Raw genomic sequence first — 11243 nt, forward strand, 5'->3', positions numbered from 1 at the left:
CATCTCAGGTCGCGACCGAGCGCAGAGGCTGCTCCTGCCGGAATCTCTGGACGAATACGTCGGTCCAGATAACCCCGTTCGCTTCATCGATGCTTTTGTGGGGGAACTGGATCTCGCCGCCGCGGGCTTTGCCCGGGTGACGGCGAAGGCGACCGGCCGCCCCGGCTATTCGCCCCCGGACCTTCTGAAGCTGTACATCTACGGCTACCTGAACCGGGTGCGGTCGAGCCGGCGGCTCGAAGCCGAGACCCACCGCAATATCGAAGTGATCTGGCTGCTGCGGCATCTGAAGCCCGACTTCAAGACCATTGCCGATTTCCGGCGCGACAACAGCAAAGCCTTTCGTCCAATCTTCCGCCAGTTTGTGCTGCTTTGCCGCCAGTTGGATCTGTTTGGCCGGGAACTGCTGGCGGTGGATGGCACCCGGATCAAGGCGGTCAACAACAAGGACCGCAACTTCACCCGCGCGTCGCTGAGCGAGTTTATCAGACTCGCCGACGCCAAGCTCGAGGATTACCTGCGGCGTCTCGACCAGAGCGACGCCGCCGAGAGCCCGGCAGGCGGCGCGCGGGTCCAGAACCTGGCCGAGAAGATTGCCGCCATCGGTGCGCGGCGCACGCGCTGCTCGCAGATGCTGGCGGAGCTGGATAAGACCGGAGAAAACCAGATATCGCTGACCGACCCTGACAGCCGGGCCATGGCGGCGCACACCCATGTTGCCGTGGGTTACAACATTCAGGTCGCGGTCGATGCCAAGCACAAGCTGATCGTGGAGCAGCAGGTCACCAACCAGGTCGTCGACATGGGGCTGCTGACGCAAACCGCGGCGCCGGCGAAGGAGGTTCTCGGCGTTGAGAAAATCGCGGTCGTTGCCGATCGCGGCTACTTCAAGATCGAGGATATCGAAGCCTGTGAGGCAGCTGGGATCGAGCCTTATGTGCCGCGGCCGCAACGGGGGCCGTCGGTCAAGGCGGGCCTGTTCCGCAAGGATGAGTTCAGATACGATCCAGCCGGCGACAGCTTTCTTTGTCCCGCCGGCCAGCAGCTGCAAGCCTATTCGTCGTCGTTTGTGCGGGCGCTGAAAAAAGTCAATTACGCCAATAAGCCGGCTTGCCGCGACTGTGCGCTCCGTCCGCTCTGCACGGGAAGCACCTTTCGTATGGTGTCTCGCCTCGAAAACGAAGCCGTCCTGGACCGGATGCAGGCGCGCCTGGCGCAACGGCCAGAGATCCTTGATCGACGGCGCGAGACGGTCGAACATCCCTTCGGCACGATCAAGCAGTGGATGAACCAGGGGGCCTTTCTGATGCGGGGACTGGAGAAGGTTCGCGCCGAATTCAGCTTGACCGCGCTCGCCTATAATCTCAGGCGGGTGCTCAATATTGTTGGGTTTACCGGGTTGATGGCTGCGCTAAGGGCCTGACCAGCTGACAGTCGGCGTTTTGCTGACCCACTGAAGGGGCTGCCATGGCGTGCAACCTCGCCAACCAGAAGATTTCGGACTTTTGGCTGCTTCTCCCCAGAGCGCCTTAACCATGCCCGGAAGCGCACGGGCAGCACCAAGTGCGTCAAAACCGGCGTTTTCACACGGTCTGTAAGAATTTCGCACCAGTCGGAATCGACCCATATAGGCCGCCAGACCGTCGATCGGGTAATCCCGAAAGCTGACATTAATTGTCATCCGCTGATGGCAGCACTGCGCCCCATTATCGTCGTTCCCTTGACATCCTGCGTGATCCGAAAGCGGTCATTCACACGATTGACGATTTCCAAAATTTAAGACTTTCGGAATTTTCGTAAGATATGAAGGTGGGCCAAGCGTTGAAATTTATTTGCGAAGCCACCATCCGTCGCCGTTGAACCAACATTTCTTATCGGGCTGGTCGTTGAAATAAAGGCGTCTCACCTTGGTCCAGCCGTCATCCTCGAACGCGGCCATCAGCTCCTGGCGCCGGTCGGTCACCGGCGGCAAATCCTGGCAGTGAATGAAATTAGCCCAGATGATGAAGCAGGCTTCCCAGCCCTCGTCACGTTGGATAAGCTGGCTTATCCAATTCACGCTGTCGGCAGGTTTTTTGACGAGCAAGATGCCGCTGAAGCCGGTCGCGAACTGCAGGGGGAACAGCAATTTTCCACCTGGACGCAGAGCGTCGATCCATGCCTTGCACGGATGCGTCGCGCCGGCATTGACGTAAATGACATCGGCGGCGGGCAAGGCGCCGGATGTCCCGGAGCGGGACTGAACCTCTACCTGCGACCAGGATGCAAGATTTTCCTTAGCACGGCCGGCTAGGACCGGATCGATCTCGAAGGCGAAGATATGGCCGGCCGGGCCGGTCAGTTCACCAAGTATAGCGGAATAATAGCCGGTGCCCGCCCCAATATGTAGGATGTCCTGCCCCTCGTGGATGCCGAGCGCATTCAGGCAACGGGCATGCAAACTGGGTGACCCGTTATTGATGCCACGCGTCCGGTCGATGGCAACGACTTTATCTTCGTAGATGAATGCCAGATCGTTGCCGGAAATCTCGGCGTCATCGGAGTCCGGACCCGTTATTCGATACCAGGGCGGCGGCCCGAGAAAATCTTCGCGCTTTACCGTTGCAAATGCCTGAAAGATCCGCTGATCCGTGGTTCCCGCTTGCAATGCTATATTGAAGGCAAAAATAGTTTGAAGGTCCGGAGATTCATCCACGAAACGAGCCTTTCATAAGGTTTTACGAATGCAGTTTATGGAGATAAGCGATAATGTCCTCTGCCTGTTGTGGGGACAGACGACCGGCCCAGGCGGGCATGGGTGAATGCAGGGGAGCGCCGTCTTGATCCTTTGCTTTCAAGATCGCTCGCAGGATCAAGGCATCGCTGCCGTGGTAGGTTCTTTCCAATTCCGGCGCGCGTAGGTCGGCGGATACCGCGTTGCTGAAGTGAATGCCCCCTGCGCCAGATGCCTGGTGGCAGACGGCACAGTTTGTGTCGAACAGGCTTTCTCCTGCCATTGCCGCCGCTGTTGTTGAGTTCGTGGATGCCGTTTGCGCTCTCCCTGCCGTCGGTATAGCAAATAAGAAACTGATCGAAATTGCAATAAATAGACGTTGGAAAATGTTACGCATCACGTGCTCCTCGATATCAAAAGCTTATCAAGTCATTTTAATAAAGCTCTGAGGACAACCATTGATCGGGGCCGGTTTCGGGCCACTTCCACACCATTCAAAGGCGATTTTATGGCAATTCAGACCGGCAGATCGAGCGTCATGCAGTCGAGCAACAAGTTCAAGGCAAGGTAAGAAAGGCCATGACAGACATCGGTTTTTGACGCGCAGCGGGCTGAAGCGGTTGGTGCAAATTTTACGAATTCCGCACCAAAACAAAGTCCAGGCTAAAAGCCGGGTTTTCTGGTGCATAAATCCGGTGCAAACGCCCTGTGGGGCAGGAATCACATACCCCCGCACCCTCATCTTCCTGCTCATGGAAGGCTGATTTTTCGCCTCGCAATCCTATACGTGCCAAGCGGCGCGTGGTGCTGGCGGCCCGGGAGCAGTCAGCCTGACCACATGCGGCGCAGGATCGGCTGCCCGCGCAGGTGGTGGACAATGGCGATCAGCGCATGGACGCTGGCAATGACGACCAGTGTGATGGCGGCAAAATAATGGAACGTGACCAACAGATCGTTCCAATACTGTGACGGAGGGGTCAGGTTCGGCAGGGGAATGACCAGCATGAACAGAACGGGGATACGTGAAGGTGACGTGGAATTGGTGAGGTAGCCGAGCACCGGCACAACGATCAGCAGGACGTAGAGCACGCCGTGCCCAAGATGAGCCGCGCGTTTTTCCAAGGGCGTAAAGCTGTCTGGCAGAAGCGGGCGGCCATGGCGGATAAGCAGGACAAGCCGGGCGATCGTGCCGGCCAGAACCAGCAGTCCCAGTGTTTTATGAATCTGGTACAGGAAGAATTTTAAAAGAAGCTGGTTGTCGCCGAGTCTCGTCATGATCAGGGACAGGGCGAACGCGGCGACAACGCCGGCAGCCACCAGCCAGTGCAGACGGCGCTGTGCTGCGCTCCACGTTATCGGCGGGGCGTTAGGGGGCATTGCTGCTTTTGGGCATGAGAAAGATATGGGCGTTGATTTTTAGCGATACTTTCCAGGACACCAACGGGTAATCCGATGTCATGCCAAAATCGCGACGGTTGAATTGTCCTGTCACCACGAAATCGGCGACCGGTCCCACGCCCGGCTGGTCCTGGTAGCCTTCCAGCCTGGCGTCGAGGTCTTGCGGGCGGGTGATGCCGCGCATGGTCAGATAACCGTGCAGGATGACATGGTTAGGGGAAAGCTGAACGACCTGATCGGAGACAAAATGGACCGATGGATACTGGGCCGGGTCGAGGTAGGCAGAGGACAGCAGCATTTTATTCGCCGTGTCCCAAGCAGTGTCGATCGATGTAGATGCAACGGTAACGTCGACATGGCTGTTCTGAGGCGTTTCAATATCGAGCAAAATGCTGCCGGAAAATTGCTTGAAGTAGCCAGTGGTGCTGAACATGCCGAACATGTTTCCCACGACAAATCGGATGCTCACATAGCTGGGGTCGATCTGATATAAAATTGCTGAGCGGGCCGGGCTGGCAAACAAACTGGCCGGAAAGACCAGCGCAAGGATGAGCAGCCATCGGTGTTTGACCCGCGCGGGATGATGCGGACGAGAAGAAATATGTTCCAGCGCCGGTCCGGAAGCAACCATTTTAGCATTCCCTAAAACGGGATCGCTCCCAGTTGGCGGTGTTTTACGCCTCCATGAAGCGCCCGTCACCCGCTAAAACATAGCTTTGGACGTAAAGTTTCAAGCGGGATTGATCGCCCGTGACACGGCTTGCGCAAAAGACGGAGGCCGATCCCATGCTGAATGACAGCGTATAAGGTGTGAGTGTCCTACGCCCAGTTGGCCCACCCGCCGGTTTGGCCTAAACCTACTGTCATGACAGGCACGCCCCGCACCCTCGTTTTTCTGCTCATGGAGGACTGGTTCTTCGCCTCGCATTTCTGGGCGCGGGGGCTGGCGGCAAAGCAAGCCGGCTGGCGCGTGGTGCTGGTGGCGCGGGAGAGTGCTGCGGCGCGGGAGAGTGCTGCGGCGCGGGAGATCGAAGCCTCGGGCATCGAGTTCTATCCCGCCGATCTCGACCGGCGGCGGCTCAACCCGTTCAAGGAGCTGGCCGCCGCCTGGCAACTGGCGAAGCTCTACCGCAAGATCAAGCCGGACCTCGTGCACCATATCGCACTCAAGCCGATCATTTTCGGCGGGCTGGCGGCAAGGCTGGCGGGGGTACGGAGCGTCATCAACGCCCCCGTCGGGCTGGGCTTCGTCTTCTCCTCAAGCAAGCCCCTCGCCCGCGCCCTGCGCCCACTGGTGCAGATCGCCCTGCGCGCCACGCTGAAGCCGCCGCGCGGGGTGGTGATCTTCGAGAACCCGGATGACCGCGACGCGCTGGTGCAAGGTGGCATGGTGCCCGCGGCAAGCACGCTGGTGATCCGCGGCGCCGGGGTGGATACGGGCAAATTCGCCCCCACGCCGGAGCCTCCAGCGCCGGTGCGCGTCGTCCTCACCGCGCGCATGATCCGCGAGAAGGGCGTGCCCGATTTCGTCGAGGCGGCGCGGATGTTGCGCGGCAAGGCCGAGTTCCTGCTCGCAGGCGCGCCGGATGAGGGCAACCCGGACAGCATTACCGAGACCGAACTCCGCGCCTGGGACGCCGAGGGCGTGGTGCGCTGGCTCGGCCCGGTGCGGGATGTCGCCGGGCTGCTGGCCGGGGTGCATATTTTCTGCCTGCCCTCCACCTATCGCGAGGGTCTGCCCAAGGCGGTGCTGGAAGCCATGGCGGCGGGCAAGCCGGTGGTGGCCACCGACATCCCCGGCTGCCGCGAGGCTGTGGTGGACGGCGAAACGGGCTTCCTCATTCCGCCACGCGCCCCGAAAGCCCTGGCTGCGGCGCTGGAACGGCTGATCGCCAGCCCCGAACTGCGCGCGCGCCTGGGTGCGGCCGGGCGGCGGCGGGTGGAGGAGAATTTTTCCGACGCAATCATCTGCGAAGCCACGCTGAAGGTGTATGAAAGCCTCGTTCCCGCACGGAGCCTAACATGAAAGCCTTTTTCACCGCCCTGGCCGCCTTTCTTGCCGTTGCCATCATCCTGTTCCTGGTCTTCGTGTTCGTCCCCTTCGGCGGGCGCAGCAGCGAGGAAATCGGCGCGGTGAGCACGAATTTCCGCCTGTTCGGCCCCAACGACAAGGTGATCGTGCAGCGCTTCGACGACCCGAAGGTGGCGAATGTCTCCTGCTACGCCTCCTTCGCGCAGACGGGCGGCATCGCGGGCGGTGCAGGCGTGGCGGAGAACCCGAGCCAGTTCGCGCTCAACTGCATCGCCCACGGGCCGGTGACCCTGCCCGCCGACCTGCCGGACCAGGAGGAGATGGGCTCCATCTCCGCCTCGCTGCTGTTCAAGCATTTCATCATCACCCGCATGGTGGATAGGCAGACCAACACGCTGGTCTATGTGCTCATCAGCACCAAGCTGCTGCATGGCTCGCCCGCGAATGCAGTCTCGGCGGTGCCTGCGAGCGGAGGGTAATTCACCGGCGCGCCAACACGACTTTACGGAGAGACGGCCAACTTCTATCTCGTGTCTCGATAACGCTGATGAGCTTTTGGCGAACTGGGGTATCGTAGACTTTATCGACCGCCGTAGCGATGCCAACGACACCTGCGATGAAGAGCCACCCCAACCACGGCGACGCCGTGCCCAAGTTGACGCCATACTTGGCGGCCGCCCCCTCAATCGCGTGAAAGAGCGGGGCGTGCAGCGCGTAAACGGCATAAGAGATGCCGCCGAGGAACCCAAAAATCCTCGCCACTTCCCTAGGCGGTTCAACATGAACCGCCATGAACACAATCACCGGAAACAGCACGATAACGGCCAAACTGTCGTAAGCCGCTGTGAAAGATGGTGGAACGGAAGGCAACAGTAACGCCGCCACGGCCGCGACCAACATTAGGGGCAGAACACTGTCCCGGCGGACATGCGTTGCACCCGCTGCGATGCGGACCGCAAAAATCCGGTAGAGAAGAACGCCCATGAAGAAAGAATAACCGGCCCGGCAAAACCCGGCTGGCGAACTCTGGAGTGTGAAGCCAATATTGGCAGTGTGTGTTCGAAGCAAACAAACCGATGCCAACAAACCGGCGCCAAATGCAAAAATGACACCGCAAAGAACTCGTGTGCCCAACACCTGCATCAGCGCGCCGTATGCAATGTTCACGACCAGTTAATAAAAGAGGGACCAAGCTGGGTTATTGAGCGGATACATCTGCCGGGGAGACCCCACAACCGGGTTGGGGAGGAACAACGCCGCCAGGACAGTCAAAAGCGCAAAGTCTCGTCCTGAAAAGGACGTTCTCCAACCGGCCAGATACGCAACCACGGTGATCAGGGAGCCAACTATATAGAGCGGGTACAGCCTTGCAAGCCGTCGCATTGAGAATTGGACCAGACTCATCCCGTCCCGCAAACGGGCCTCGTAGGCGCTCGCCAAAACGACACCGTTGAGGACGAAAAACACATCTACCGCCAAATACTCCTCGGGTTGTTGATACTCACCAAAAAATATCTTCGCATGATATTGCGCCACGAGGAGTGCAGCCACGCCGCGAATTCCATCCAACGTGAAAAAAAACCTGTCATTGCCGCTCGAAACCGTTTTCGTATTACTCAAGGTACATCCCCGCACGAACATACGCTAAAAAATGTCGGTATCGAAATATCATCACTAATTCAACTTTAAAATCGGCCTGCCTCGCTTATCACAACTCACCGCCACCAACACCAAACTGCACTCTCACCCCAGCAACCAGCAAGTCGTAGCAACCCATCAAGCCGCCAGGGGAAACGGCAATAAAGCGATGTGTTCCGCTTACGCTCCACCCATCCTACGGCCCTGCAGGGCCCCACCCCAAAACCTTGCATCTTCCCGCCCCCCATGCCAAACCGCGCCCGGTTCCGCGTGACTGGCGCTGAGATGGGCAACCATCGGGGAGCGCGGGGCATCATGCCGCCGCGCGCCTGGGCATCCCTTTGGTAGAACAAATCCGGAGCCGCCCCGTGTCAGACATCGTCAAAATCCGCACCGCCCTCATCTCCGTCTCGGACAAAACCGGCCTGATCGAATTCGGTCGCGCGCTGGAGGCGCATGGCGTAAAAATCCTCTCCACCGGCGGCTCGGCCAAGGCCCTGCGCGAGGCGGGCGTGCCGGTGAGGGAAGTTTCCGAGCATACGGGCTTCCCCGAGATCCTGGATGGGCGGGTGAAAACCCTGGTGCCGCAGGTGCATGGCGGCATCCTGGGCAAGCGCAACGACCCGGCGCATGTGGCGCAGATGGCGGAGCACAAGATCGCGCCGATCGACCTGGTGGCGGTGAACCTGTACCCGTTCGAGGCCACCGTCGCCCGTGGCGCCGCGTTCGAGGATTGCATCGAGAATATCGACATTGGCGGTCCGGCGATGATCCGCTCCGCCGCCAAGAACCATGAGAGCGTGGCGGTGCTGACTGAGCCCGAGCATTACGCCAAGGTGCTGGAAGAGCTGGAAGCCCATGGCGGCACCACGCTCGCCACCCGCCGCCAGCTCGCCGCCGCCGCCTATGCCCGCACCGCCGCCTACGACTCCGCCATTTCCGGCTGGTTCGCCCAGCAGAACGGCGTGGAGTATCCGGAAAGCTTCACCTTCTCCGGCGTGAAAAAGCAGGAGTTGCGCTACGGCGAGAACCCGCACCAGTCGGCGGCGTTCTATACCTCTTCCCCGGCGCGCTTTGGCGTGGCCACCGCCACCCAGCACCAGGGCAAGGAACTCTCCTACAACAACTACAACGACACCGACGCCGCCTTTGAGTGCGTCGCGGAGTTCGACGCCCCGACCGTGGTGATCGTGAAGCACGCCAACCCGTGCGGCGTGGCGAGCGCCCTCAACCTGGCCGATGCCTGGGATGACGCCCTGGCCTGCGACCCGGTTTCCGCCTTTGGCGGCATTGTCGCCGTGAACCGCACGCTGGATGAGGAAACCGCAACCAAGATTGCCAGTATCTTCACCGAGGTGATCATCGCCCCGGACGCGACCGAGGGCGCCAAGGCCGTGCTGGCGGGCAAGAAGAACCTGCGCCTGCTCACCACCGGCGGCGTGCCCGACGCGACCGAGGCAGGCGTCACCTTCAAGTCCCTCGCCGGCGGCTTCCTGCTGCAAACGCGCGATGCCGGGCAGATTCTCCCCGGCAGCGTGAAAATCGTCACCCAGCGCGCGCCGACGGAAAAGGAAATGGACGACATGCTGTTCGCCTTCCGCGTGGCGAAGCACGTGAAGTCCAACGCCATCGTCTACGCCAAGAACCGCGCCACGCTGGGTGTCGGCGCCGGGCAGATGAACCGCGTGGATTCCGCCCGCATCGCCGCCTGGCGCGGCAAGGCGGCGAACCTGGACTTCACCGGCTGCGCCGTGGCGTCCGACGCCTTCTTCCCCTTTGCCGACGGGCTGGAAGCGGCCATTGCCGCCGGGGCCTCCTGCGTGATCCAGCCGGGCGGCTCGATCCGCGACAAGGAAGTGATCGAGGCCGCGGACAAGGCGGGCATCGCCATGGTGTTCACCAACATGCGGCATTTCCGCCACTAAACCGCTTATGCTAGGATACCCAGGATGACGCTCCCATTCACCTTGCCGGATTGGCTACCAAGCTGGGCTGTACTGCTCCTGGCCTTGCCGGTGCTGCTCTGGGCGATGGCCTTCCTGCTCATGCCGTTCAGCGTATTCGGGGTGAAGGCGCGGCTGGAAGCGCTGGAAGCCCAGGTGGACGCGCTGCAGGACGATCTACGCATGATCAGCATGCGCATGTCGGGCGCCCTGCCGCCCGCCACCCGCAGCTCGGACGCATATGAGGACGTGCCGGATTTCGGCCGTCTGAAGAAGTCCCGCGCCAGCTTCGCGCCGGAGGTGGAGGAAGAACTGCCTCCGCCGCCGAGCCGGGAGCCGGTCCCCACGCCGCAATCCGTCCGCGAGCGTCTCTCACCAACGCCGCAGCCCCTGCGCGAGCGTCTCTCCCCCACCCCGCAGCCCAGCCGCCCGCGCCGGACCGAGCCACGGCTCGACTAGCCGATGCGGGTCTTTGTCTCCGGCGCGTCCGGTTATGTTGGGGGAGGCATCTCCCGGCATCTGGCCGCGCGGGGGCATATTGTGCTTGGCGGGATTCGCCGCCCGGCCAAGCTGCCGGAAGGCGTGAAGCCATGCCTCACCGGTGATCTTGCCGACCACGCGCCGGACCTGACCGGGATAGACGCGGTGGTGCATGCTGCCGGGCTGGCGCATACACGCACCCCGCCGCCAGGCGCCTGGAACCGCAACAATTTGCTGGCTTCGGAAAATCTGGCCAAGGCGGCGCTCGCCGCCGGGGTAAAACGCTTCGTGCTGATCTCCAGCATCGGCGTGCTCGGCCGCGCCGTGGAGGGCATTGCCAGCGAGGCAACGCCCTCCACCCCGGCCGATGACTATGCCAGGAGCAAGCTTGCCGCCGAGGTAAGGCTGCGCGCCTTGCTGGGTGAACGCCTTTGCGTGCTGCGCCCCGCGGCGATCATCGACCCCGGCTGCCCCGGCAATACCCCGCTTCTGCTCAAGCTGCTGCGCCGCCATGTGCCGCTGCCCTTCGCCAGCATCCACAACGCGCGCAGCTTCATCGCGCTGGATGATCTGGCCCGGCTGGTGGAGCTGGTGCTGCTGGCAAAAGCGCCGCCGCCTCTGGTGCTGGCGGCGCACCCGGAGCCAATCTCCACCCCGGATTTGATCCGCGCCCTGGCCGAAGGCATGGGCGTGGCCCCGAACCTCTTTCCATTCCCCCCTGCCCTGCTTGGCCTGGCCGCACGGGCAGTCGGCCGCGAGGCAATGTGGCAGTCCCTGGCTGGCAGCTTCGCCGTTGCGCCGCGCGCCGCCCTGGCCTTGGGCTGGAAACCCGCGGAATCCTTGGCTGAAACGCTACGGGCCACAGCGTGGTATTATGTTACCACAACCAAAACCCCTTGACGGCAGGCGCGCAAATCCTCATAAGCCCCGGCACTGAGTCATTTGGATGTAACTTATGAAAACCACAATCTCCATCAAACCGGCGGATGTGAAGAAGGACTGGGTCCTGATCGACGCCGAAGGCCTGATCCTGGGCCGC

Annotated in this window: 10 protein-coding genes, 2 pseudogenes and 1 riboswitch; of the genes and pseudogenes, 7 read left to right on the plus strand and 5 right to left on the minus strand. The window is 61.3% G+C overall.

Annotation, left to right across the window (positions count from 1 at the left end; translation table 11 throughout):
• The first annotated feature begins 1 nt into the window (after position 1).
• Complete coding sequence (locus ACLPJJ_RS02640) at positions 2–1423, plus strand: IS1182 family transposase (protein ID WP_443589246.1); 1422 nt, start codon at positions 2–4, stop codon at positions 1421–1423.
• Between the two features lie 405 nt (positions 1424–1828).
• Here ACLPJJ_RS02640 and ACLPJJ_RS02645 read toward each other — a convergent pair whose 3' ends face one another.
• The 4 genes from ACLPJJ_RS02645 to ACLPJJ_RS02660 all read right to left on the minus strand — a co-directional run bounded on the left by ACLPJJ_RS02645 (position 1829) and on the right by ACLPJJ_RS02660 (position 4742).
• Complete coding sequence (locus ACLPJJ_RS02645) at positions 1829–2695, minus strand: protein-L-isoaspartate O-methyltransferase family protein (protein ID WP_443589248.1); 867 nt, start codon at positions 2693–2695, stop codon at positions 1829–1831.
• A gap of 22 nt (positions 2696–2717) precedes the next feature.
• Positions 2718–3110, minus strand: a complete 393-nt coding sequence (locus ACLPJJ_RS02650) for a c-type cytochrome (protein WP_443589249.1) — start codon at positions 3108–3110, stop codon at positions 2718–2720.
• Between the two features lie 428 nt (positions 3111–3538).
• Positions 3539–4090, minus strand: coding sequence for a cytochrome b (locus ACLPJJ_RS02655; protein WP_443589250.1), 552 nt, complete (start codon positions 4088–4090; stop codon positions 3539–3541).
• The gene (locus ACLPJJ_RS02660) at positions 4080–4742 is read right to left on the minus strand and encodes a YceI family protein (RefSeq protein WP_443589251.1); all 663 of its coding nucleotides are present in this window, start codon (positions 4740–4742) and stop codon (positions 4080–4082) included. Before ACLPJJ_RS02660 ends, ACLPJJ_RS02655 begins: the two co-directional genes overlap by 11 nt.
• A 234-nt stretch (positions 4743–4976) precedes the next feature.
• On the opposite strand from ACLPJJ_RS02660, the gene ACLPJJ_RS02665 reads away from it, so the two are divergent.
• Both ACLPJJ_RS02665 and ACLPJJ_RS02670 read left to right on the plus strand, forming a co-directional pair.
• Complete coding sequence (locus ACLPJJ_RS02665) at positions 4977–6137, plus strand: glycosyltransferase family 4 protein (protein WP_443589253.1); 1161 nt, start codon at positions 4977–4979, stop codon at positions 6135–6137.
• The gene (locus ACLPJJ_RS02670) at positions 6134–6622 is read left to right on the plus strand and encodes a CreA family protein (protein WP_443589254.1); all 489 of its coding nucleotides are present in this window, start codon (positions 6134–6136) and stop codon (positions 6620–6622) included. Before ACLPJJ_RS02665 ends, ACLPJJ_RS02670 begins: the two co-directional genes overlap by 4 nt.
• A gap of 1 nt (position 6623) precedes the next feature.
• Here ACLPJJ_RS02670 and ACLPJJ_RS02675 read toward each other — a convergent pair.
• Positions 6624–7784 (minus strand): annotated as a pseudogene (locus ACLPJJ_RS02675) (acyltransferase family protein).
• Between the two features lie 257 nt (positions 7785–8041).
• Positions 8042–8123: riboswitch (ZMP/ZTP riboswitch) on the plus strand.
• A 26-nt stretch (positions 8124–8149) separates the two neighbouring features.
• Between ACLPJJ_RS02675 and purH the strand changes: the two are divergent.
• The 4 genes and pseudogenes from purH to ACLPJJ_RS02695 all read left to right on the plus strand — a co-directional run.
• Positions 8150–9706: a bifunctional phosphoribosylaminoimidazolecarboxamide formyltransferase/IMP cyclohydrolase gene (gene purH / locus ACLPJJ_RS02680; RefSeq protein ID WP_443589255.1), complete on the plus strand. Its 1557-nt coding sequence runs from the start codon at positions 8150–8152 to the stop codon at positions 9704–9706.
• Between the two features lie 24 nt (positions 9707–9730).
• Positions 9731–10183 (plus strand): hypothetical protein, encoded by a 453-nt coding sequence (locus ACLPJJ_RS02685; RefSeq protein ID WP_443589256.1) that lies wholly within the window; start codon positions 9731–9733, stop codon positions 10181–10183.
• 3 nt (positions 10184–10186) lie between these two features.
• A complete protein-coding gene (locus ACLPJJ_RS02690; RefSeq protein ID WP_443589257.1) occupies positions 10187–11104 on the plus strand; it encodes an NAD-dependent epimerase/dehydratase family protein in 918 nt (305 codons plus the stop codon).
• 55 nt (positions 11105–11159) lie between these two features.
• A pseudogene (locus tag ACLPJJ_RS02695) lies at positions 11160–11243 on the plus strand (50S ribosomal protein L13); the annotation flags it as partial.

It is taken from the genome of Acidocella sp., assembly GCF_052326845.1.
GTDB lineage: Bacteria > Pseudomonadota > Alphaproteobacteria > Acetobacterales > Acetobacteraceae > Acidocella.

What these genes read in the sequence shown, in the direction of transcription:
- ACLPJJ_RS02670 (WP_443589254.1), top strand. Translation starts at nt 6,134, where the DNA reads ATGAAAGCCTTTTTCACCGCCCTGGCCGCCTTTCTTGCCGTTGCCATC.
- ACLPJJ_RS02660 (WP_443589251.1), bottom strand. Translation starts at nt 4,742, where the DNA reads ATGGTTGCTTCCGGACCGGCGCTGGAACATATTTCTTCTCGTCCGCAT.
- ACLPJJ_RS02665 (WP_443589253.1), top strand. Translation starts at nt 4,977, where the DNA reads ATGACAGGCACGCCCCGCACCCTCGTTTTTCTGCTCATGGAGGACTGG.
- ACLPJJ_RS02655 (WP_443589250.1), bottom strand. Translation starts at nt 4,090, where the DNA reads ATGCCCCCTAACGCCCCGCCGATAACGTGGAGCGCAGCACAGCGCCGT.
- ACLPJJ_RS02685 (WP_443589256.1), top strand. Translation starts at nt 9,731, where the DNA reads ATGACGCTCCCATTCACCTTGCCGGATTGGCTACCAAGCTGGGCTGTA.
- ACLPJJ_RS02690 (WP_443589257.1), top strand. Translation starts at nt 10,187, where the DNA reads ATGCGGGTCTTTGTCTCCGGCGCGTCCGGTTATGTTGGGGGAGGCATC.
- ACLPJJ_RS02650 (WP_443589249.1), bottom strand. Translation starts at nt 3,110, where the DNA reads ATGCGTAACATTTTCCAACGTCTATTTATTGCAATTTCGATCAGTTTC.